Source organism: Bacillus sp. FSL E2-8887 (genome assembly GCF_038007205.1).
Classification (GTDB): Bacteria; Bacillota; Bacilli; order Bacillales; family Bacillaceae_G; genus Bacillus_A; species Bacillus_A mycoides.
The window spans coordinates 3,782,009-3,805,284 of record NZ_JBBOWS010000001.1; the positions used below are offsets into that span (position 1 = coordinate 3,782,009).

The 23,276-nt window shown below is 34.1% G+C and carries 27 protein-coding genes and 1 pseudogene; 11 read left to right on the plus strand and 17 right to left on the minus strand.

Annotated features, from left to right (window positions below; translation table 11 throughout):
* Positions 1 to 325: 325 nt before the first annotated feature.
* From NSQ08_RS19270 to argC, 7 genes are all read right to left on the minus strand, one after another.
* Complete coding sequence (locus NSQ08_RS19270) at positions 326 to 787, minus strand: Imm30 family immunity protein (RefSeq protein WP_002190613.1); 462 nt, start codon at positions 785 to 787, stop codon at positions 326 to 328.
* Positions 788 to 809: 22 nt separating this feature from the next.
* Positions 810 to 1,802, minus strand: coding sequence for a WXG100 family type VII secretion target (locus tag NSQ08_RS19275; RefSeq protein WP_340778018.1), 993 nt, complete (start codon positions 1,800 to 1,802; stop codon positions 810 to 812).
* A 364-nt stretch (positions 1,803 to 2,166) separates the two neighbouring features.
* Entirely contained in the window at positions 2,167 to 3,117 is a 951-nt protein-coding gene (gene argF, locus NSQ08_RS19280; RefSeq protein WP_061674752.1) for an ornithine carbamoyltransferase, read from the minus strand.
* Positions 3,118 to 3,129: 12 nt separating this feature from the next.
* Complete coding sequence (locus NSQ08_RS19285; RefSeq protein WP_340778021.1) at positions 3,130 to 4,290, minus strand: acetylornithine transaminase; 1,161 nt, start codon at positions 4,288 to 4,290, stop codon at positions 3,130 to 3,132.
* A complete protein-coding gene (gene argB / locus NSQ08_RS19290) occupies positions 4,287 to 5,054 on the minus strand; it encodes an acetylglutamate kinase (RefSeq protein WP_001286776.1) in 768 nt (255 codons plus the stop codon). The genes NSQ08_RS19285 and argB overlap by 4 nt, the downstream gene beginning before the upstream one ends.
* An 11-nt stretch (positions 5,055 to 5,065) precedes the next feature.
* On the minus strand, positions 5,066 to 6,289 hold the full coding sequence (gene argJ / locus NSQ08_RS19295; protein ID WP_012261678.1) for a bifunctional glutamate N-acetyltransferase/amino-acid acetyltransferase ArgJ: 1,224 nt from the start codon (positions 6,287 to 6,289) through the stop codon (positions 5,066 to 5,068).
* 10 nt (positions 6,290 to 6,299) lie between these two features.
* Positions 6,300 to 7,337 carry an N-acetyl-gamma-glutamyl-phosphate reductase gene (gene argC / locus NSQ08_RS19300; RefSeq protein WP_340778034.1) on the minus strand — a complete coding sequence of 346 codons (1,038 nt, stop codon included), beginning with the start codon at positions 7,335 to 7,337 and terminating at the stop codon, positions 6,300 to 6,302.
* 224 nt (positions 7,338 to 7,561) lie between these two features.
* On the opposite strand from argC, the gene NSQ08_RS19305 reads away from it, so the two are divergent.
* Positions 7,562 to 7,747, plus strand: coding sequence for a YqzH family protein (locus NSQ08_RS19305; RefSeq protein WP_002033845.1), 186 nt, complete (start codon positions 7,562 to 7,564; stop codon positions 7,745 to 7,747).
* A gap of 29 nt (positions 7,748 to 7,776) precedes the next feature.
* Here NSQ08_RS19305 and NSQ08_RS19310 read toward each other — a convergent pair whose 3' ends face one another.
* Together NSQ08_RS19310 and NSQ08_RS19315 are read right to left on the minus strand one after the other, a co-directional pair.
* Positions 7,777 to 8,571, minus strand: coding sequence for an SDR family oxidoreductase (locus tag NSQ08_RS19310; RefSeq protein WP_340778038.1), 795 nt, complete (start codon positions 8,569 to 8,571; stop codon positions 7,777 to 7,779).
* 9 nt (positions 8,572 to 8,580) lie between these two features.
* Complete coding sequence (locus NSQ08_RS19315; RefSeq protein ID WP_002014957.1) at positions 8,581 to 9,534, minus strand: MBL fold metallo-hydrolase; 954 nt, start codon at positions 9,532 to 9,534, stop codon at positions 8,581 to 8,583.
* Between the two features lie 167 nt (positions 9,535 to 9,701).
* Between NSQ08_RS19315 and proI the strand changes: the two genes are divergently transcribed.
* Positions 9,702 to 10,541 (plus strand): pyrroline-5-carboxylate reductase ProI, encoded by an 840-nt coding sequence (gene proI / locus NSQ08_RS19320; protein ID WP_002033843.1) that lies wholly within the window; start codon positions 9,702 to 9,704, stop codon positions 10,539 to 10,541.
* 57 nt (positions 10,542 to 10,598) lie between these two features.
* Here the strand turns inward: proI and sdaAA are convergent, their stop codons facing one another.
* From sdaAA to rnz, 4 genes are all read right to left on the minus strand, one after another.
* Complete coding sequence (gene sdaAA / locus NSQ08_RS19325; protein WP_002033842.1) at positions 10,599 to 11,477, minus strand: L-serine ammonia-lyase, iron-sulfur-dependent, subunit alpha; 879 nt, start codon at positions 11,475 to 11,477, stop codon at positions 10,599 to 10,601.
* An 18-nt stretch (positions 11,478 to 11,495) separates the two neighbouring features.
* Positions 11,496 to 12,155, minus strand: coding sequence for an L-serine ammonia-lyase, iron-sulfur-dependent subunit beta (sdaAB, locus tag NSQ08_RS19330; RefSeq protein WP_002088527.1), 660 nt, complete (start codon positions 12,153 to 12,155; stop codon positions 11,496 to 11,498).
* A gap of 45 nt (positions 12,156 to 12,200) precedes the next feature.
* Entirely contained in the window at positions 12,201 to 12,338 is a 138-nt protein-coding gene (locus NSQ08_RS19335) for a hypothetical protein (protein ID WP_002066987.1), read from the minus strand.
* Between the two features lie 562 nt (positions 12,339 to 12,900).
* Positions 12,901 to 13,824 (minus strand): ribonuclease Z, encoded by a 924-nt coding sequence (rnz, locus tag NSQ08_RS19340; protein WP_002014952.1) that lies wholly within the window; start codon positions 13,822 to 13,824, stop codon positions 12,901 to 12,903.
* A 189-nt stretch (positions 13,825 to 14,013) separates the two neighbouring features.
* Between rnz and NSQ08_RS19345 the strand changes: the two genes are divergently transcribed.
* The 7 genes and pseudogenes from NSQ08_RS19345 to NSQ08_RS19380 all read left to right on the plus strand — a co-directional run.
* Entirely contained in the window at positions 14,014 to 14,265 is a 252-nt protein-coding gene (locus NSQ08_RS19345) for a DUF3932 family protein (RefSeq protein ID WP_000665712.1), read from the plus strand.
* Positions 14,266 to 14,661: 396 nt separating this feature from the next.
* Positions 14,662 to 15,072, plus strand: coding sequence for a hypothetical protein (locus NSQ08_RS19355; protein WP_002033980.1), 411 nt, complete (start codon positions 14,662 to 14,664; stop codon positions 15,070 to 15,072).
* 117 nt (positions 15,073 to 15,189) lie between these two features.
* Complete coding sequence (locus NSQ08_RS19360) at positions 15,190 to 15,981, plus strand: hypothetical protein (protein ID WP_340778057.1); 792 nt, start codon at positions 15,190 to 15,192, stop codon at positions 15,979 to 15,981.
* A 732-nt stretch (positions 15,982 to 16,713) separates the two neighbouring features.
* Positions 16,714 to 17,574: a hypothetical protein gene (locus NSQ08_RS19365; protein WP_002192555.1), complete on the plus strand. Its 861-nt coding sequence runs from the start codon at positions 16,714 to 16,716 to the stop codon at positions 17,572 to 17,574.
* Positions 17,561 to 18,205 carry an ATP-binding cassette domain-containing protein gene (locus tag NSQ08_RS19370; RefSeq protein ID WP_002143084.1) on the plus strand — a complete coding sequence of 215 codons (645 nt, stop codon included), beginning with the start codon at positions 17,561 to 17,563 and terminating at the stop codon, positions 18,203 to 18,205. Before NSQ08_RS19365 ends, NSQ08_RS19370 begins: the two co-directional genes overlap by 14 nt.
* A gap of 12 nt (positions 18,206 to 18,217) precedes the next feature.
* Entirely contained in the window at positions 18,218 to 18,727 is a 510-nt protein-coding gene (locus tag NSQ08_RS19375) for a hypothetical protein (protein ID WP_061689286.1), read from the plus strand.
* 243 nt (positions 18,728 to 18,970) lie between these two features.
* Positions 18,971 to 19,180: pseudogene (locus NSQ08_RS19380) on the plus strand (MgtC/SapB family protein); the annotation flags it as partial.
* Between the two features lie 41 nt (positions 19,181 to 19,221).
* On the opposite strand, the gene NSQ08_RS19385 reads toward NSQ08_RS19380, so the two are convergent.
* Entirely contained in the window at positions 19,222 to 20,460 is a 1,239-nt protein-coding gene (locus NSQ08_RS19385) for a DNA polymerase IV (RefSeq protein ID WP_340778068.1), read from the minus strand.
* Between the two features lie 159 nt (positions 20,461 to 20,619).
* On the opposite strand from NSQ08_RS19385, the gene NSQ08_RS19390 reads away from it, so the two are divergent.
* On the plus strand, positions 20,620 to 20,820 hold the full coding sequence (locus tag NSQ08_RS19390; protein ID WP_002138267.1) for a hypothetical protein: 201 nt from the start codon (positions 20,620 to 20,622) through the stop codon (positions 20,818 to 20,820).
* A gap of 51 nt (positions 20,821 to 20,871) precedes the next feature.
* Here the strand turns inward: NSQ08_RS19390 and NSQ08_RS19395 are convergent, their stop codons facing one another.
* Positions 20,872 to 21,990 (minus strand): tripeptidase T, encoded by a 1,119-nt coding sequence (locus NSQ08_RS19395; protein WP_002015107.1) that lies wholly within the window; start codon positions 21,988 to 21,990, stop codon positions 20,872 to 20,874.
* A 127-nt stretch (positions 21,991 to 22,117) separates the two neighbouring features.
* Positions 22,118 to 22,663 (minus strand): GNAT family N-acetyltransferase, encoded by a 546-nt coding sequence (locus tag NSQ08_RS19400; protein WP_002015105.1) that lies wholly within the window; start codon positions 22,661 to 22,663, stop codon positions 22,118 to 22,120.
* A 188-nt stretch (positions 22,664 to 22,851) separates the two neighbouring features.
* On the opposite strand from NSQ08_RS19400, the gene prli42 reads away from it, so the two are divergent.
* Positions 22,852 to 22,944 carry a stressosome-associated protein Prli42 gene (gene prli42 / locus NSQ08_RS19405; RefSeq protein ID WP_000549036.1) on the plus strand — a complete coding sequence of 31 codons (93 nt, stop codon included), beginning with the start codon at positions 22,852 to 22,854 and terminating at the stop codon, positions 22,942 to 22,944.
* A 90-nt stretch (positions 22,945 to 23,034) separates the two neighbouring features.
* Here prli42 and NSQ08_RS19410 read toward each other — a convergent pair whose 3' ends face one another.
* Positions 23,035 to 23,274, minus strand: coding sequence for a DUF3894 domain-containing protein (locus NSQ08_RS19410; protein ID WP_002088543.1), 240 nt, complete (start codon positions 23,272 to 23,274; stop codon positions 23,035 to 23,037).
* Positions 23,275 to 23,276 lie beyond the last annotated feature (2 nt).

Below are 23,276 nucleotides of genomic sequence, written 5' to 3' on the forward strand. Positions count from 1 at the left end.
AAGTTTTGTAGTAACAGTTTGACAGCCTTTATATGTTGTGACAACTACTGCGTTAAAACTTACGAGTTTGTACGATTTCATTAGTTTTATGTCCATTCCATGTGTTTATATTCATCATCCAGTAAAATGTCATCTCGCCTAAGCTCGTACTTCGTTTTTCTATTCTATCATTGCACACAGTACTCCATGATGGTACAACCATCATGGAGTATGTACTTTTTAATAGCTTATTCTTATTCTTTTTCTTTCCACTCCAATAATAAATTCTTTTCTGTTAGCTTGCCTTATGTGCTTATATATCGTTTCAACTTTAAACATTAGATGGTTAGATGCTCTTAATTACCTCATTAACAGATTCACTAAACATATCAGGGTCTTCATTTTTTATATCAATCAATAATTCTTTAATACTAATCGTAATTGATGGATCAAATCCCGAAAGTACTTTTCCATATGCTAATCTTACTTGAGGGTGATTAAGAATTCTATAATGTAAAATTTCTACCCATTCTTTAGCTGAGTTAATCATCTTTGGAAAAGCTTTAACAATACATACAAGTCCTTCTTCTATGTTATTTTTATATAAGCTCTCTATTCCATGAATCAAACCAAACATAACCTCAAATTGCTCAGTCTCATCATCCAGAACTAAACATAAATCTGTAATAACAGAGACGTCATTGTACTCTATTACTTCCATTAATGACTCATTAAAATCTCGTATCTCATTTTCATTTTCTAATAAACGATTATCATATAGTCTTTTTAAATGACTCTTAATATCCAAAGGTAATCATCCTTTCCATGTTTTATTTATCAAATAAATGCGGATACAGCTCTTTGTTTCTTTTAATAACTTCTCTTAAACCTTCTCTTATCTCAGCAGTATATAAACCATCTTTTATATAAATTTTTCGAGCATCCAAGATATCATGAGATAAGGCCTCACGAAAGCTAAGGTTTAAATACGCCTGCGATTTTTCTCCTGATAGACCATATGTATATGTTTCACGATGTCTCCCACCAGTTCCAGGATGAGGTTGTTCCATATTCATACTCACACCATCATTCCTTTTTATACCAGCTTGTTTCATTTTCTGTGCAGAAGGCATATGATGTGGAGTAATATTATCAAAAGCAGTTCCTTGTTTCACAAGTTGTTTATAGGTTCCAACTTTTCCTTCATTAGTCAATAGAGCTTTATCCGCACCATTAACTCCATTGACTTTCTCCACAGGTACTTTTTTAGCTTTATTCACAGCCTCAGTAGCCTTAGCAGTCATTTTAACTCCTTTTCCTACTTTAGCTATCTTTCCAAAGGGTGTAAGGCCGGCTACAGCCATGACACCTGCCCCAGCACGTTCCCACCCCGAAAGTTTTTCGCCAGTAGATGGATCAATACCATCCCAAACACGACGAACATCATACTCACCACTTATTTCACCCGCTATATCCCTAGCTAGTTTTTTACCATCAAAACCCTCTTTTTCTAATGATAGCGGTCCACACATTGCACCTTTTTCCATTGTAACATCTTGATTATCTGTATTGCGGAATTTCTCAGCAATTCGTTTCAAATCTTCTTCTACTTTTACAAGTGAATGAATAGATTTAAAAGCTTTTGGTCGCGCATCATTGAACATTTGAATGAACTGTTGATTGGAGGCACCAATCCACTGAAAACACAATTGATCTATTTCATTACATAATTTATTATGTATAGATTCTAATGCGATTCGAGTATTACTTGCACGATTAGCAACTTCTTCTAGCATTTCAGGTGTTACTTTAATTTGAACCATTTTTTTCCTCCCTCTCCCAATTAAAGTTATGAGATAAAAAGAAAAAAATGTAAATACGGAAACTTCAGGCTAACCAAAAGTCTTTATATAACATAAAACCTGCTTAACAACAAATGAAGCCTATGTGTATGTGAAGTAAAGGAAAGAGCCTTCCTGGTGAACAGGGCCCAAAAGGTTAGATAAAAAATTAAGTAGCTATTTCTCTAATGGATATCCCTCGGATATCCATATAATTAAGTACATTCAGTGTATACTGAAGGGAATATGTTTTTATTTCATTTACTTTTTCTTCTAGTAAGAATTTAACCATAAAAAAATACACCTCCAATTGTTATTCGTGTCTAACAATTGGGGTGCACATCATTTAGGAAGGCTCTTCTACATTTTTAAATAAACTTACTAATAATGCTTTTTGCGCATGTAATCGATTACCAGCTTGCTCAAATACGATAGACTGTGGTCCATCTATAATTTCTCCTGTTACCTCTTCTTCACGATGGGCAGGTAAACAGTGTAAGAAACGATATGTTTGCTTCGCATGCATAACAAGTTCTTTATTGATTTGGTAAGGTTGAAATAAAGTATATTTCTCTTCTTCTCCCTCTTGCCCCATGCTCATCCAAACGTCAGTATAAATGAAATCCGCTTCACTCACCGCTAGTTCAGGGTTATGCAAAATTTCAATTTCAGCTCCTGTTTCTTCAGCAATCGCTAACGCTTTTTTTACAATTTCCTCATTCGGTTCATACCCTACAGGCGTTGCAACAGTCATATTCATTCCGACTTTCGCACTCGCTAACAACAATGAATGACATACGTTATTCCCATCACCTACGTAAGCCAATTTAATTCCTTTAAATGTCTTCACTTCTTCATAAATCGTCATTAAATCTGCCAACGCTTGACATGGATGATGATCATCCGTTAATCCATTAATTACAGGTATGCTCGATTCTTTTGCAAGCTCTTCTACATCCGCATGTGAAAATGTACGTATCATAATCCCGTCAATGTAATGAGATAACACTTTCGCAGTATCTGAAACGCTCTCCCCTCTTCCAATTTGCATCTCTTTCCCACTTAAAAACATGCCATGTCCTCCGAGCTGTACCATTCCTGCTTCAAAAGATACGCGAGTACGAGTTGAATGTTTATCAAAAATGAGCCCTAATATTTTTCCTTGTAATAAAGGCTCCTGCTTATTCTTTTTTAAATATATAGCAAACTCAATTAAAGAAATGATTTCTTCTTGCGTCAATTCTTCTAGTGTTAAAAGATCTTTCGTATTTAATTTCGGTACTTGTACAGTTGACATGAAATTTCCCCCTTATATGATTGATGCATTTTTTGTACAAACCACTTTTTTTATCATATATGCTGCCTGTTCTAGCTCTTCATTCGTTACAATAAGTGGTGGTAATAGTCTTATAACATTAGGCCCTGCTTGTAATACGAGAAGTCCTGCTTTTTCTAGTTGTTCTATGACATTTGCAACCTGATGCTTGCATTCGATTCCAATCATAAGTCCCTTACCACGAATATTTTGAACACATTCAACGTGTCGTAATTCTTCTTGCAATTTCTTTAATACGTACTCGCCCTTTTCCTGTACCTCTTTAAAAAACGATTGTTCCTTAATGAATTGCAATACTTCTTTCGCTGCAGTCATAGCAATATAATTCCCACCGAAAGTTGAACCGTGTGACCCGGCAGTAAAAGAAGAACCTAGTTCTTTTCGGCCAATCATCGCTCCAACTGGAATACCATTCCCAAGCGCCTTTGCGATGGTAACGATATCAGGAACTATTCCCATTTGCTCATAAGCGAATAGTGTTCCTGTTCTGCCTATTCCAGTTTGTACTTCATCTATAATAAAAAGAGCATTGTACTGATTACATAGTTTTTCAATTTCCTTCAAAAAGGATGGATCAGCTAATATTACTCCTCCTTCTCCTTGAATAACTTCTACCATTACCGCCGCAACTTCTTCATTCATTACTTCCTCTAATGCTCGTATGTCGTTAAATGGTATATGTAAAAAAGACGGAAGTAATGGACCGAATCCTTCTTTCACTTTATCTTGCCCTGTTGCACTCATCGTTCCAAATGTTCTCCCGTGGAAAGATTGCTCACATGTTACTACGAGAGATTTTCCAGTATGCTTACGTGCTAGCTTTAAAGCCGCTTCATTTGCCTCCGCCCCGCTATTACAAAAAAACACATGATCTAATACTGTATCTTCTGTTAATAATGATGCGACCTCTTCTTGTAAGGAGTTCGTAAATAAGTTAGATATATGCCATATATTTCTAAGTTGCTTTTCTACCGCCTTTACAACCGTAGGATGACAATGTCCTAAGTTACATACTCCAATACCAGAAGTGAAATCTAAATATTGCTCACCACTTTTATCAATAACTTTCGCCCCATTGCCCTTTAGAAATTCAATTTCTCTTCTTCCATATGTTTGAAAAAGATGGCTTGTCATACGATACTCACTCCTTTCGTTACCGTCGTTCCAATACACTCTCCGGTAACTTCAGCAAAGTCTTTTGTACCATTCACGACACTTACCTTTTGCACTCCCATTTTTAATGACGCTAGTGCCGCCTGTACTTTCGGAATCATCCCGCCTGTAATAACCCCTTTTTCAATAAAAGTATCAATTTCAAATTCGTCCGTTTTCTTTACTAATTTTCCTTCATGTAATATTCCATCTACATCTGTAATAAAAATGAGTTCCTTTGCAGATAATGCTGCCGCAATTCCAGCTGCAGCATTATCCGCATTTATGTTATAAATCTCATTTTCATTTATCCCGATTGGAGCAATAACAGGAATATAATTCATATTTATTAACCCTTTTAGTAAGGCTGTTTCGACATAACTTACTTCTCCCACATATCCTATCTCCTTGCTGACAGGTTGAACTTGAAGTAAATTGCCGTCACATCCTGAACAACCTACCGCAAGTAAATTATGCTTTTGTAAATTCATTACGAGTTTTTTATTCGTACTTCCACATAGCACCATTTGAACAATATCCATAACTTCTCTTGGTGTTACTCGTAACCCATCTCTTTTCTCTACTTTGATGTTACAATCTTTTAATTTGGCATCAATTTCTGGACCACCACCATGAACAATCACTACCTTATACTTTTGTTGCAATTTCTTTATACAATCAAAAAACACATCATTTAATTGATCCAACATACTACCGCCGCATTTCACTACAATATAATCGCTCATCTTCCCTCTCCTTATGTACGATAACAAGCGTTTATTTTCACATATTCATAGCTTAAGTCACAGCCCCAAGCTGATCCGTTCTCTTCTCCTAAATGTAAATACACATCAATAATAATTTCATGTTCTTGTAATCTCTTTTTCATTTCCTCTTCAGAAAACATTTGAGGTTCACTATTTTTTAACACAGCGATAGATTGAAGAGTAATATCAATTGTATTCGGATTAATCTCTACTTCACTTTGTCCAATACTGCTAATAATTCGCCCCCAATTTGGGTCTTCACCATATATCGCTGTTTTCACAAGACTCGAACCGACTATTTGCTTTGCAATTTTCTTTGCTTCTTCATTTGTTCTAGCCCCTAACACATTTACTTCTATTAACTTCGTAGCACCTTCACCATCTTGTGCAATTTTTTTCGCTAAATCTTCACATACCTTTTGTAAAGCAACTACGAAAGTTTCCCAGTCTTCATGTTCCATATTCATCGTTTTCGTTTCTGATAATCCACTTGCCATAACGATGACCATATCATTTGTAGAAGTATCTCCGTCCACCGTAATTTGATTAAACGTATGATTCGTAATTTGTGATAATGCTGTTTGCAATACTTCATGCTCTATATTGGCGTCTGTTGTAATAAAACTAAGCATCGTTGCCATATTCGGTTTGATCATCCCTGAACCTTTTGCGACCCCAGCAATGATCACTGCTTCCCCATCAATTATCATCTCATAGCAAGTTTCTTTCGTTATAAGATCTGTCGTTAAAATTGCTTCACAAAAAGAATAAGCTTCACTTACTTCCTTTGTTGGCACAAGAGATTCAATTCCCTTTCGAATGATATCCATCGGTAAAGGTACTCCAATTACACCTGTTGAAGCGACTGCGACGTACTTTTCTTTTACTCCAAAGTGTTCCGCTCCTAATGTTCGCATCTCATAAGCATCTTGCAATCCTTTCATCCCCGTACAAGCATTTGCATTGCCGCTATTTACAACAATTGCTTGTAATTTCCCTTCTGCTGCTATGCTCTCCTTCGTTACTTGCAACGGCGCTGCTTGTATTTGATTTGTTGTATACACAGCGGCACATGATGCTGGCACCTCACAAACGATTGCACCCAAATCCTTTTTCACCTTTTTCAGACCATTTGCAGTACCGATTGCCAAAAAGCCTTTTGGTGTAACAATTGAACCATTTGTTAATTTTGTAATAGACGATGCTTTAATCATAATTTCCCCCTTATGGATAAAGCGGCATATGCTGTAAACCCGTTGTCTCTTCTAGTCCCGCTAATAAATTTGCATTTTGAACTGCTTGCCCTGCCGCACCTTTCATCATATTGTCTATAACAGAAACGACCGTAACTCTTTCTGTTCTTTCATCGTAAGCTATCCCAATATCACAATAATTTGAGCCCCTTACTTCTTTCGGACTTGGAAATTCTCCTTGCGAGCGAACTCGAACGAAAGCTGAGTATTCATACGTTTCTTCATACAACTTTTGAAGTTGCTCTATTTTCATTTCCTCTTTCACTTTCGCATAAAGTGTAATCATAATCCCTCGTGATATCGGTATTAAATGTGTACTAAACGTGATTGGCTTCGTTTCACGATTCCACTCTGCAAGCATTTTCTCAATCTCAGGAACGTGCTGATGTTGATTAACTTTATAAATGTGTAAGTTATCGTATAACTCAGGAAAGTGAGTCATTGTTGTTGGCGTTTTGCCCGCTCCAGATACTCCTGATTTCGCATCAATAATAATCGAAGCTTCTTCAATTATGCCGCTACGTACTAACGGCGCTACCGCTAATAATGCAGCTGTAGCAAAACATCCTGGGTTTGCAATTAAATTTGCATTTTGGATCTCATGCCTTTTCCATTCACTTAATCCATATACTGCTTTCCTAAGAAATTCTTCCTGTGCAGTTGGCCTTTTATACCACAATTCATATGACGAGGGATCTATCATACGAAAGTCTCCAGATAGGTCAATTACTTTTAAACCTACTGCCAACAATTTTGGTGTTAACTCTGCCGATACTCCCGCTGGGGTTGCTAAAAATACAATTTCAGCTTCCTTCTCTATTTTCTCCGCATCAATTTCTTGTAACGTATGGACAAGAACATTTCGAAAATGCGGGTATACATTTGTTATAAATTCACCAACTTGTGAAAAAGAATGGAGAGATGCTATCGAAAAATATGGATGTTGCTCTAATAACCGAATTAACTCAATACCTCCATATCCAGTTGCTCCAATAATTGCGACTTTCATAAGCTCCTCCTCATATCTATTCTTTAAATTAAGTTTGATTATAATATTGCATAATTATAAAGTCAATTAAATATTTATAATTTTTAAAAACTTCAAAATATTAATCTCACTATAAAAGCAATATACACAAGTGGATTTTTATGCAAAAATAGTGCATAGTAGTATTTTTATTTCACTTCAAGTACAATAAAACAATACATGTATACATACAGGCGGGGAAAAACATGAATAAAAAATTAATTGAGAAAATGATTATAAAAAGTTTTCGGCAATATCAATGTAATCCTGTTTCAAAAGAGGATCAGGAAATGCTAATTAAACATATTCAAATGATAATTCATTTAAATACTGAAATTGATGTATACGAGGCTGTTGAGGATATCGTTTACGATTATGTGACTGGAAAATAAAAAATAGGAGATTTCCATATGGAAATCTCCTATTTTTTACTTAATGATTTGCCTGCAACGCGTTCAAATAAACCTGGGAATAATGCGTAGAGCTTTGGCCCCATTCCCATCCACTTCGGCAAGTTTACTTCACGTTTTTTCGTTTGCATCGCCTTTACGATTTGTTCTGCTACATATGTTGGTTTTAACATGTAACGTCCCATATTTTTCACATATGTACCTGATTGATCGGCTATTTCAAAAAAGTTCGTATCTATCGGTCCTGGGTTAATTGCTGTTACATATACATTTGTGTTAGATAACTCCATACGTAAACTATTCGTAAATCCTAATACAGCGTGTTTTGTTGCTGCATAAGCACTCGACTTCGGAGTTGCAATTTTTCCAGCCAATGAAGCAATATTAATAATTTGTCCTTCGTTCCTTTTTACCATATTAGGTAATACCGCTTTCGTACAAGCTACTAATCCAAATACATTTACTTGAAACATATCCTTTACTTCATCCATTGAAGCATCTTCAAACGTTTTAAAAATACCAAACCCAGCATTATTTACCAATATATCAATACGTCCTACTTCTTGTAATACCTTTGAAAAAACAGATTGTACTTTCGTTTCTTCACTTACATCTAATACATAGTAATAGCAAGGCGTATTATAAGTTACTTTAATTTTGTTTGCTAATGCTTGTAGCTTCTCTTCTGTTCGAGCCATTAATACCGGCGTCGCCCCTTGCTCTGCAACCTGCATTGCCACTTGCTCTCCAATTCCACTAGAAGCACCTGTAATGACGATTACTTTTTCTTGTAAACGTCCCGTCATTGCTGTCACCTACTTTGCATAATAAATCAATTGTTGTGAAGATTCATCAATCATCACCTGTTGATTATATGCTAAAAAGTCTAATTGTCCAACAGTTTCTGAGATAGTAAGTGGTAATTGCTCTTTATATAATACCGGAAATAGTTTTACACACACCTCAAATGCTGTCATTGGCTTTTCCTTTAATAGTTCAAGCACTTTAAAAGCACGTGTCTCTTGCTTTTGTAATCTTGTTTCAATAAGTTGTTTCACATTCAGAACATCTTCCCCATGCCCTGATAAAATCCGTGAAATATTCATTTCACTTAAACGTTTTAACGTTTGATTGTACTGCAATAAAGGATGCGCTCTTTCTGTTTGCCCTTCATATGGTGGTTCTAATATTGGATTTGAAGAAATATGACTAATGAGAGCATCCCCACCAATTAATATTCCATCAGATTCTCTATATAATGAAATATGAGTGGAAGCATGACCCGGGGTTTCAATCACTGTAAATCCAGGTAAGGAATCTATACGATCTCCCTCTCTCACGGTATGTGTTAACGATCTATTACAAGAATATTTAAGTGTCTTCGTCGTCAATAACGCCTCACCATTCAGAAATACTGCTGGAACGCCGAACTGCAAGGCTGTCTCTTTAAAAAATTCATGATACCTCTTTAAAAATTCAGCATTCTGTGTAATCCACGGTTCATTCCAAGGATGTCCGATAATCTTTACTTTTTCAGAAAATGTATTTAAAAGTCCGCAATGATCCGCATGGTGATGCGTAATCACTACCGTTTCAATATCTTCTATCTTATATCCTAATGCACCTAATTGACTTTCTAGTGCTTTCTTTGCTTCTTCTGTATTTGTCCCTGTATCAATTAACGTTAATGTTTCTCCCTCAACTAAAAACACATTCACTGTCTCAACTGCAAATGGAACAGGAATCTCCATTCGATGAATCGCCGTCATGCTTAGCCCCCCCCTGTCTTTTTCCGGTTCAAAAATGAATACCTCTTCAGTTTACAACTTCCCTATAAATTTGTCATTATTTTCAGATAAAAAGAGGTCTTTTCCATAAAAAAACGAATGTATGTACATTTATAAGTATTTCTAACCAAATTTAAAGGAGGCACATCATGTCTATGCAAAACATTTCCTTTCTCGGTGCAGGCTCTATTGCCGAAGCGATTATTGGTGGCTTATTAAACGCAAATGTTGTTAAGGGAGAACACGTCACTGTAAGTAATCGTTCTAACGAGACAAGATTACAGGAGTTACATAAAAAATACGGTGTCAAAGGTACACATAATAAAAAGGAATTACTTGCTGATGCAAATATTCTTTTTCTAGCTATGAAGCCAAAAGATGTCGCAGAAGCGGTTATTCCTCTTAAAGAATACATAAATAATGACTTGCTTATTATTTCATTATTAGCAGGTGTTTCTACTCATTCAATTAGAAACCTACTTCAAAAAGACGTTCCGATTATTCGTGCAATGCCAAATACATCTGCAACCATTTTAAAATCCGCTACCGCTATCTCACCTTCAGAACACACAACGGAGGAACATATTCGCACTGCAACATCTTTATTTGAAACGATTGGTCTCGTCTCTGTTGTAGAAGAAGAAGATATGCATGCTATCACTGCATTATCTGGAAGTGGGCCAGCTTATATTTATTACGTGGTAGAGGCACTGGAAGAGGCAGCAAAAAAAATTGGTTTAAAAGAAGATGTTGCAAAATCTCTTATTCTTCAGACAATGATTGGTTCTGCTGAAATGCTAAAAGCAAGCGAAAAACACCCTTCTATTTTGCGAAAAGAAATTACTTCTCCTGGCGGAACAACTGAAGCAGGTATTGAAGTATTAAAGGAGCATAATTTTCAACAAGCATTAATCTCATGTATTACACAAGCAACGAAACGATCACACGATCTTGGAAAAACATTAGAAGAAATAGCAAAAGAAAAATAAAAAACGGAGCTCAACTTTATTTGAGCTCCGTTTTTACTTTAATCATATGATATGCTTTTAGTTATTACTCTTACCAAAAATCTCTTCTTGCAAACGACGACCTGTCGGTGTTGCTGCAAGGCCACCTTCTGCTGTTTCACGAAGTGCTACTGGCATCGTTTGTCCAATTCTAAACATCGCCTCAATGACTTCATCACATGGAATTGTACTAGTTACACCAGCTAATGATAAATCAGCTGAAATCATGGCATTCGCAGCTCCTGCTGCATTACGTTTTACACAAGGTACTTCTACAAGCCCTGCAACAGGATCACATACTAAACCAAGCATATTCTTTAATGAAATCGCCATCGCTGTAGCTGCTTGATCTTGTGTTCCACCAGCCATCTCAACTGCTGCTGCAGCTGCCATTCCACTTGCTGAACCTACTTCAGCTTGGCAACCTCCTGCCGCGCCAGAAATACAAGCATTATTCGCAACAACCATACCGAAAGCTCCTGCTGTAAATAAAAATTCAATCATTTCTTCGCGTGTCGGCTGTAATTTTTCTTGCAGTGCAAACAGTACACCTGGCACTGTTCCAGCAGATCCTGCTGTTGGTGTTGCACAAATAATTCCCATCGCCGCATTTACTTCATTTGTCGCAACAGCTTTACTCACTGCGTCCAAAATCGTATCTCCAGATAAGCCTTTTCCACTCTGCATATACGCTTGGACTTTCACAGCATCCCCGCCAGTTAAACCAGTCGGTGATTTTACACCACGAATACCGCGTTCTACTGCTTGTTCCATCACGACTAAGTTCTTTTCCATTCCAGCAATTACTTCTTCACGTGAGATATTTCTTGTTTGCATTTCACATTGAATCATAATTTCTGCGATTTTTACATTTTGCTCTTTAGCTTGCGCCACTAGTTCCGCTGCGTTCCGAAACATGGTGTGTCCCCCCTGCAATTAATCCATAATAGTTACTTGACAAATATTTTGTTGCCCATTTATTTCCGCAATTACTTCATCTGCTAATAATTCATCTGTTTCAATGACCATAAGCGCTCTTCTTCCTTTTTCTTTACGAGAAACACTCATTGTACTTATGTTAATCTCATGCTTAGCAAGGATTGAAGCTACAGCTGCGATAGCACCAAAGCGATCGTTATTTACAATAAGTAGTGCTGGACTCGTGCCTGTTAATTGAAGATCGAATCCGTTTAATTCTACAACTTCAATTTTACCGCCACCAATTGAGCAAGCAACAACTTCAATTTCCTCTTCACCTTTATACAGACGAATTTTCGCTGTATTTGGATGCGGAGCATTTGCATCTTCTTCAATGAATTCCACTTCAATCCCGCGTTCTTTTGCAATATCTAACGCACTTGGAATACGTAAATCATCTGTTTCAAATCCTAGTATTCCACCGATTAGCGCTACATCCGTACCGTGACCACGGTATGTTTTTGCAAATGAACCATATAATGAAATGCTAACTCTCTCTGGTTCATGACGAAACAGCTGACGAGCAACTTGCCCCATTCTTGCCGCGCCTGCTGTATGTGAACTTGATGGACCAATCATAACCGGACCAATAATATCAAACACTGAGCGATACTTCATCATAACTCCCCCTAAACCTCTATGAAAAAATTATTTACTATTCTATTAAGCTACCGAATCGGTTGCTGTTCCAGTCGTACCACGAATTTGTTCCGCTGTAAGAATTGGATAGTTTTTGAATAACAGTGAAGCAATATATCCTGAAATAATACCAGTTATAATAATAAATAAGAAACTTAGCATTACCTGCATTTAAAAATAATATAGGATAGTCCACAATAAAGTCTGGTAGCAATCCAAAGTTTAACACAGAACCCCTTACAAGCATAGCATAAACAAGTGAAACTCCCATTGCTTTCATACCTTTTGATATTTTAAAGCTAAAAAGGGAAAAAAGACTTAGTACAAATAATAGTAATATCCTTCCTATTATAATTTCCATGTTGCTCTCTCACGATTTAGTCAACTTCACTTGTTATGACAAATGGCTAAAACGCATGTAGCCTACAATAAATTATAATCTGCCCTCATTATAGCTTGTTTTTAATAAAACGCTTACTTTTAATAAATTTTAAAAGTTCTGAATAAAAATCCATTTTCGCTACTTGTACCACTCGTATGTCATCTGACTTATATAACAGTTTTTCTAAATAATCGGTATTATGTATTTTTATCCTATATCTTCACATCATTAAAACTTTCTGTGTCATCCTATATAAAAATAAAATGATAACAGTTTTATTTTTAATTTTTTTTAGAAATAAAAAAAATGGCAACCTATCGTCACCATTTTTTCACAACATTATTATCTTTCTACTGGAAATGATTTTAAATCCGTAGCTATTTCTGTATTAGAAAATAGCTCTCTTGCCTCTTTCAATAATTCCTTATATGTATCTCCTTGATAACGAGAACTAATATGAGTCAATATTAAGCGTTTTGCATTTGCCTGAAGTGCAATACTCGCAGCTTGCTTAGATGTGGAATGAAAATAATCATACGCTTGTTGTTCATCTTCTGCCGCAAAAGTCGCTTCATGAACAAGTACGTCAGCATCTTGCGCAAGCTCTCTACTCGCTTCGCAATATCGTGTATCGCCTAAAATTGTAATAACTCTTCCTTTTTGAGGTGGGCCAATAAAATCTTTTCCATCTAACACTGTGCCATTCTCTAATTCAACTACTTCACCATCTTTTAAGCGTTTAAAAACTGGACCAGGTTTCACACCCATTCCCAGTAACTTATCCACTAAAAGAGCTCCCTGTATATCTTTCTCTACAATTCGATATCCGAAGCATTCAATTCCATGTGATAACCTTTTTGTTTCTACACAAAATTCATTATCCTCAAACACAATACCTTCTTCCGTAATCTCAACGATTTCAAGTGGATATTTAACGTGTGTCGTACTTACTAATAATGCCACTTCAATAAATTGTTTAATTCCTTTTGGTCCGTACACTGTTAATTTTGTTGTTCCACCTTGAAACGAACGGCTACCCAATAAACCCGGCAATCCAAAAATATGATCGCCATGTAAATGCGTAATAAATATTTTTTCAATGCGGCGTGGACGTACAGACGTATGTAGTATTTGATGTTGCGTCGCCTCGCCACAGTCAAATAACCAAGTCTGTCCTCGTTCTTCTAACAACTGCAAAGCAATTGCTGAAACATTCCTTCCTTTTGAAGGAACACCTGCACCAGTCCCTAAAAATACAAATTCCACTTTCTTTCCTCCAGCTCTTTATATAATCTATCTTTCATCTTACGGAATGTTATTTCAAATGGCAAATTGAATTTGTATAACCAATCATCTAGACAACTATATAACACGAACATTATACTTAAAAAATTTAGCTATCGTTCGTATTTCGTGGTAAAATGATTGTACTACATTTTAAGGGAGCGTTTTATTATGAAAGAAGTATTTCGTTTACAAACTGATTTTTCATCTTCATTTGATCGCTGGGTAAGTTCTTTCGTTTCTGATCACCCAGCACAATTAGAATGGACGACTTTAAAAGAATTAATCCATGAATATACAACATCACATACAAATGAGACGTTACCAACATATATTTCTTCAGCTTTAACATATTACGCACAACGCGTTTCAACAACAAGTAACTCAGAAATTGTTATTTTTGAAAATCCTACAATCTCATAATCTATAATAAAAAGCACTGATTACAGTGCTTTTTTATTTATACTTACTTAACAAACAATCATCTTCTGTCCGAAAATCTGTATACATACTCCGATCAAATTCATCTAAAATTATCTTTTCACTTGATTTATTAAATAATCCTTTTGCTTGTAGCGCAATTGAAGCAACTATATTGTATTTTTTTTTGTAAATATCTTGTTTTTATTTAATATCTATAAGTAAAACAGTTTTTATTGGTTGAAAAACTTTGTGTAATGATATTTTTTATAAGATATTTGTTAAAAAGTTATAGCTAATATTAAAGAAATATTAATATTAGTAAATCTATATATTTTATTTTATTTAGTGTGCTATATTTTTTAAGGGCTTACAAGTAAAAGAATAGGAGGAGAAAAAATGAAAAAAATAACAGTTCTAACTTTAACGGCAGGAATTGCCTTGTCAAGCTTTGCAGCATCAGCAGCAGCAAAGTCTAATCATGAAGATAGACCCTGGTCAAATGTATATCGTGTTTACAGTCCTAATGATGAAACACCATCTCAACCTAAATATAATAAAACGGCTTATTATATGAGGGTAGACAACATGTCGGGATTAGATGGATATTTCAATGCCTGGGCTGCATTAAAAGATGGTACTGATGTTTCGGATGGTCATTCATACAAAATGCGTGATGGTCAAGAAGAATTCTTATACAATTTAGCAGTTGAGAAATATAATTCTGGTATCAAGGTTAAAATTGATACCAGAAGATGGGCTGAGGGTACAGCAAGCGGTGTTTGGAGCCCGGATAGTATTCGTAAATAATTATATAAAAAAATGAACTTATAAATATAATACTTTATATTCTTGTAAGCCTTTCCTCGTAACATTACATATTTTAAATGTTACGAGGAGTATATTTGAATTTTTAAGAGGTGAAACATGGGTACTTATTTTAATGAAAGAATGAATAATAGGAATTTTTATTTTTCGCTTATGTTAGGAATAGCCTTATCTTGTGTATATATATTATATTATGTAATTCCACTAGCCGATAAAAAGGATGTTATCTTCACTCCATATACAACTTGGATGGGAATTAATAGTATTGTAACACCTTCCTTTTTATTTTTCTTTATACTTCCAGTTATTGCAAGTTTACCTAGTTCATCGATCTTTCAGGAAGATAAAAAAAATGGATCTTTTTTGTTTGTAATTATAAGAAGTAATTATAAAATGTATTTTCTTAAGCTGTTTAGTAAAACCTTTTTTATCGGTGGCTTTGTTGTTATTATTCCATTGATTTTAAACATTTTTTTATCATTTATGTTTCTTCCAAATGTAAATCCTGACGAAGTTTTAAATTCCAATATAGGGATGTATGAGCGAGCGACCTTTTTGATTAACATTTATTTCACTCATCCTTTTATTCATATGATGTTATATACAGTTATTACTTTTGTTTATGGAGGAGCATTTGCTTTGTTTTCTCTTAGTATGTCCTTTTATGCCAAGCATACTTTTGTAACTTTATTAAGTGCTTTTTTATTACAACTTTTTTTAATGATAATTAATTTATTTTATCCTATGCCCCTCGCTCCTATATATTTCTTATCTGAATCCCATATATATCATGGAGCCAATATTATTGTTTCTATTTTAGTGTTAATAGGGATTTTTATTTTATCGATAATTTTATTTTTAAGAGGAGTAAAAAGACATGTTATTTTATAACCTTTTAAAAATGTATTTATTAGAGTTGTTTCAAAAACGAGGGTTATTTGTGATTAATATTTTATTTCTTATAGTTGGTGTGTCTATTCACCTCATTAGATCATTTTACTTTTTATCTAATGATTCTTTGTTTTCATTTCTTAGTACTTCAAGAGATATGAAAATAGTGTTATTTAGTTATCTTCCATTATTGTTGCTTTTTTTCTATTCATTTAATTATACGGATAAGAATGTTTATATGTATTTTAGACATAACACTCGTCAATCATATTGTTTTCATTTAATCATAAAAATTGTAAGTCTAACAATCATCTATTCAAGTATCTATCTGTTAATTGTAGGAATTAATTTTTTTATTGTGAAAGAAAAAATAGTGATTTGGTTGCTCCCATCTTCAAATTGGTTAGTAATTACATATTTTATAGTATCGTTATGGCTAGTAACTGTAGCAATATGCATTTTTGCACAAATACTAGTTTTTTTCATTAAAAATAAAGCTATTTGTATTTTTACTATTTACTTCCTTATTACGATAGATCAGTTGTTAGAAAAAAAATATAATTTCTCTTTATTTTGGTCAAAAGGTTTGATTTTTCAAGAAAAAGATTGGTTTCTAATAGATATAATCTTGATGAAATTGGGTTTTATGTTAGGGATTATTAGTATTTCATTTGCTATATTGAATATTTGTTTACATCGGATGGACTTATATAACGGAAGTGATTAATTACCATGAAAAATAGTATTTTTTATAAATTGGTAAAAAGGGATTTAATATTAAGCATTCATATTATGAAATTAAGATTTATAATATCATTTATTATTTATAGTGTGTTGGTTTTGGGAGAGGTATTTTTATTAAAGCAATCAGCCCTGTATAGAGAACTGCCTTCAAATGCTATAACAATTCTTGATGTTTTATATGAATTACTAAAAGGGATATCTTTTAAAGAAGTTGAAATGGGGCGATTCCAGCTTCCAGTAACATGGCTTATATTACAATTATCTTATTGTTTTATATTAGGTACTTATGTAAGAGCTGATTTTATACAACAGACACCGTATCTTTTAGCAAGGAAAGTGTCTAGGTATCAAGTATTGTTTAGCAAATTTATTAGTACAGGTATACTAACTATTTGTATAACTTTATTATTTTATATTGCCGTGTTCTTCTGGGGAGGTATTTTTTGTTCTTATCAATTTAACTGGGGGATATATACAGAAAATATTAATCCTAAAATTTATAATCATTTAAAAGAAACCATTTTTGTTATAAAAAGCTTTACTTTACAACTAATAACATCTTCCTTATTAGTTTGGGTTTATTTAATTGTGTCTACTAAATTCAAAAGTGTTATTTCATATATATTGATTATAGTGATTATTACCATAACTATATTTATACCGGTTATATGTAATCCATTCGATAGTATGTTAATCCGTAAGAGTTTATTTTACGTTAATAATGAACATTTTCTATATTCTATTTCCTATTTTCTTTTGTGCACTTTTTTTCTATGGATAAGTGGTTATTGGGTAGGGAAAACATTTGAATTTGTTAATAGAAAGGATGATTCTGATGATATACATTGAGGCCAAGCACGTTTCTAAAATGCTAAAAGGTAATATTATTTTAAATGATGTTAATTTTGAATTAGAAAAGGGAAAGATTTATGGTTTTAAAGGGAGAAATGGTTCAGGTAAAACAATGCTTTTTAGAGCTTTATTAGGATTGATGAAAATAGATAGTGGTGAAATATTAATAGATAAAAAAATAATTGGTATTGATCATCCGTTTCCTGAAAATACAGGCATTATCATTGAATATCCAGGATTCATTCCAGACTATACAGGATTTAAAAACTTAAAACTATTAGCTTCTATTCAAAATAAAATAACGGATAAAACAATTAGTGAAACAATGGAGCTCGTAGGATTAAATCCAGAAGATAAAAGAAAAGTAAAAAAATATTCACTTGGAATGAAACAAAGATTGGGTATAGCACAAGCAATTATGGAAGATCCTAAGTTATTAATTTTAGATGAGCCTACAAACGCTTTAGATGAAAATGGAATTAGGGATATAACTAAAATCTTATTAGATTTAAAGTCTACAGGTACAACTATATTAGTTGCGAGTCATGATAGTGAAACATTAAATTTAATTGCAGACAGAATATTCCTAGTTGAAAATGGTAAAGTATCACTATCTTCAGAGATGTAGAGGGAGAAAGATATGAATAAAAAACGATATGTTTTTATGATTATTTGTACATTTTTTATATTAGGGGCATGTTGGAGATATCAGGTAGTAAATAATTTAAATGAATCTTATATTGTGAAATCAGAGAATATTAATCTAGGTCAATCATTTAATACAGATATATTTAAATTTAGCATTAATTCTTTCAAGAAGAAACAAGTAATTGATGATAACGGAAATAAAGAAGTTCATTATGTTTTTGATATTGAGGCAACAAATAACACGCAAACGGAACAAACAATTTTTACAGATTTGCATATATTAGCACCTTTAAAAGGTGTTAACAAGACGAATGGAATGTTTAATGAGAGTACAAGGAAAACAATAGTTTCATGGGAGAGTTTACAAAATCATAAAGGCATTGTAACAATGAAAATGAGAGAAAGCTGGGGTGTTGCACTTAATACACCTGCGAAATTAGTATATCTAGGAGAAAAAGATGGTAAGAAAATAAAATACATATTAGATTTACCTAACAATTAAAGGCCTAATTCGATTGTTGATTTCTGGAATGAGATGAAATCACCTTTTCGATTAGATTGTTTGTAATATATAACCTAGCTCTTACTATTAAACAAAGAAAATATTCCTACTGTGGTGCAAATATGAAAAATATACGTTATCAATCTACAAATGCCAATAGAGCCCCGAAAGAGGTTCTATTGGCATTTTAGATTTTAGCAAATCCTTTAAGGCAAAAAAGTATAAAAACACTTTTAAGATTCTCTTATGCACATGGTAAGTTCAGAAGGTATCGGTTTAAAGGAATTGTATAGTGAAGACGTTGATTCTAACCAAAAACTATCTATACGAGCTACATTACATTGCAATACAAATACAACCGTCTTAATTGAGAAAATAGTAAGTAGAATGTTATTAGAATCTGGCGTTACTGCCGCAGGTTGGAAGACTTCATTAGATTTGGAAGCGAGTTAAATATGAAAGGTGGCATGATATTTACTGCTTCATGCCACCTTCTACATAAATTTATTTTCTAATTTTTGCTGAAACGACTTTTCTTGCTTACGCAATAATTGACTACCTCTCTGTAAAAGAGGTGTTCCATACTTTTCATTAATTTGATCAATAACAGCAAGTAACGGCTCTTCTTTCGCATCTTCTTCGAATGAAAACAAATCTAACTGTTTCACTGATTCTGTCTTCCATTCTAATTCAGTAGCTGTAACACCTAACAGACGAACAGAATCACCATCCCAGTGTTGCTTCCATAAACGTGATGCTGCTTGGAAAATAACCCGTTCTTCCCATATTGCATTTTTCAATTGTTTACTCCGTGTTACCGTGCGACGATCATGGTATTTAATCATAATTTGAATGTTATAACTAACGAGAGTTCGTTTTTGTAGCCTTTTGCTTACTGATTTCGATAATCTTTCTAACATATCAAGTAATTCTTTTTCTTCGTCCATATCCTTTGAGAAAGTCATCGAATTTCCAACGCTTTTATGTTGTCCCATTTGATTCGGATCAACTTCCCTGTCATCCATACCTTTTGCACGTTTTTGTAAATCAACACCGTGCTTTCCAATTTTAGCGCGAATGATATGCTCGTCTCCTTTTGCTAACTGTTCAATTGTATGTATATGAATGTCTTTTAGTTTTTCAGCTGTTTTCTCTCCGATTCCATGCATCTCTGCAACTGATCGTGGCCAAATAATTTCTGGGATATCACGTTTTCGAAGTACTGTAATTCCAAGAGGTTTTTTCATATCTGAAGCAGTCTTTGCTAGGAAAAGGTTTGGGGCGATCCCAATGCTACATGGAAGCTGTAACTCTGTTAGTAACACTTGTTGAATCATCTTCGCTATTTCAAGAGGCGAACCGAGCGCATAGCAATCTGTAATATCTAAATACCCTTCATCTATAGAAAACGGTTGTATTTGTTCTGTAAAACGGGAAAGAATTTGAAACATTTGAAATGAAGCTTCTCGATATAATGTAAAATTAGGGTGCCTCACAACTAATTGCGGGCATAATCGCTTCGCTTCCCATAGAGGCATCGTCGTACGTATTCCATATTCTCTCGCCTCATAACTACATGTTATGATAATCCCTTTTCTCTCTTTTTCATTCCCCGCAATCGCTAATGGCTTTCCTTGTAATGATGGGTCATGAGCAATTTCAACAGATGCGAAAAAACAATTCATATCTACATGTAAAATAACACGTCCATTTTTCGGATACATTTCTCGCATTATACTCACCCCTTCTAAAGAACATTTGTTCTTTCATTATATCAAATTCATGTACAATATAATAATTACTTATTCTTTTTATCCTTATTCTTTTTTTATCCTTATTTTTGCTATACTTTATATTAAATATGGATATTATTGTAAAAGGGGTGATCTATTGTGAAATCAAATAGTAAACTCAACTATACATTTCTCATTATTATATTAGTCCTCTTAATTAATTATTTATTACTTCCTATTTTTGATATAAACGTAGCAGGGCTCCTTCCACGCTTACTAAGTATCGTAACAACCTATATACTGCCATGGATTTTCCTATATTGGCTTATCCGCCTTGTGAAAGCAATTGAATCAAAATAAAAAAAGACGTGTAAACCATAATTGGTTCACACGTCTTTTTGACTTTATTACTTACTTCGCTACTTCTTCGATAATAGCTACAACTAATTCTGCTGTTTTCGCTAATTCTTCAACAGGAATTTTTTCATTTGTTGTATGAATTTCTTCATAACCAACTGCTAAGTTAACTGTTGGGATACCATGTCCTGCGATTACGTTCGCATCACTTCCGCCACCACTTTGGTGAAGAGAAGGCGTACGACCAATGTTTTCAGCTGCACGTTTCGCAACTTCTACAACGTGATCGCCAGCAGCAAACTTAAATCCTGGATACATAACGTTTACTTCAACGTCTGCATGACCACCCATTTCTTTTGCAGTTGTTTCAAATGCTTCTTTCATTTTTGCAACTTGTGCTTCCATTTTTTCATTTATTAAAGAACGAGCTTCTGCAAAGATTTGAACATGATCGCAAACGATATTTGTTTGTGTACCACCTTCAAAACGTCCAATATTTGCAGTTGTTTCAGAATCGATACGACCAAGTGGCATCTTTGCGATTGCTTTTGCTGCGATAGTAATTGCAGATACACCTTTTTCTGGTGCTACGCCAGCATGAGCTGTTTTCCCGCGAATAATCGCATTCACTTTCGCTTGTGTTGGCGCTGCAACTACAATTTCACCAACTTTTCCATCACTATCTAATGCATAACCATATTTTGCTGTAATGCGCTCGCGATCTAACGCTTTTGCGCCAATAAGACCAGATTCTTCTCCAACTGTAATAATAAATTCAATTTTACCATGAGGAATGTTTTTCTCTTTTAAGACACGAATTGCTTCAAACATAGATGCTAATCCAGCTTTGTCATCGGCTCCTAAAATTGTAGTACCATCTGATACGATATATCCATCTTTAATAGAAGGCTTAATTCCATTACCAGGAACTACTGTATCCATATGAGAAGTGAAATAAATTGTATCAACACCGTCTTTTGTTGCTGGTAAAGTACAAATTAAGTTACCTGCACCATGGCCAGTCACACCCATCGTGTCATCCTCAAATACTTCTACACCTAAAGCAGTAAATTTCTCTGTTAACACTTTGCAAATTTCTGCTTCAAATTTTGTTTCAGAATCTACTTGTACTAACTCCATAAATTCATTTACTAAACGTTCTTGATTAATCATAAGACTGCGCCTCCTGCACTACCATTATGTATGTAACAACATTAATTATAACAGAATTTCGCAAAAGTTTCGAAATACAAGACAAAAAACAGATGGTTAACACATCTAGATACCCATCTGCCTTCTATTACTCGTTTAACAATACCCAGCGCATATGATCTTCCCAGATGCCATTTACCATTAGCATTTTTCGAGATACACCTTCATATTGAAATCCTATCTTCGTCACTACTTGTATAGATGCTAAATTTCGTGGCATAATTGGTGCTTCTATACGATGTAAATGAAATTCTTCAAAGGTAACTTGAATTGCTTTTCTAAGCGCTTCTGTTGTGTAACCTTTATTCAATTCTTCCTTATCTAATTTATAACCGAGTACACAAGATTGATAAATTCCGCGAACAATTAGATTAAATGAAATACATCCAATAATTTTTGTATCATCACCCTTTTTAAAAATCCAAAGCCTGATAATCTTGCCTTCCGCGAACTCTTTTCTATCCTTTTGTAACTTTTTCTTTTGATAATCTAACGTGAAAAACCCCTCTGGTCTATACTCTTCCCACGCTTTTAAAAATTCACGATTTTTGTCGTAATATTGAAGAACTTTTTCCGCATACGACTCATCAATTTCTCTTAAATGTAAACGATCTGTCTCGTATATTTTCATCATTGTATCTCCATTCTTCAGCTTGCATAACAAAAAATTAATAATCTATCTTTTAACATATTCTCTACGTATGCTCAAATTTCCTGTAATATTTTGCACCCCCTTCCCGAATTTTGTCCTTTCTCTCCCCTTGTCCACAATTTCATTTCTCGTTACAATGAAATTGTACTGATTTGCAAGGAGGTTTAACGATGCATAAAAAAGCTCAAAAAATTATGGTTTATATAATGCTAATTTCTATGCTTGTAACAACATTACTTACTGGCGCAAGTATGTTTTGGTAAAAAGGACGATTCACTCGTCCTTTTTTTACTGCTTACACATACAAAATAGACCATCTCGAAATCGAGATAGTCTATCTTGTAATGAACATTTTATTTTATATATATTACAATTGCTACAATGCTAAAGGAAAAGGCCATTACAAGTGCTATTACAAAACTTGTATATTGTTTCTGCTGAAATGCCCCAATAACAAAAGTAAGATTGAGTAATGCCATAAATACGATCGCTACAACGTAAGAACATATATTAAAAGTTGCCAATATGAATGTAATAACAAATAGAAAACCAACACAAAACTGCATGTAAGAAATTTTTGGATTTAAATACATAT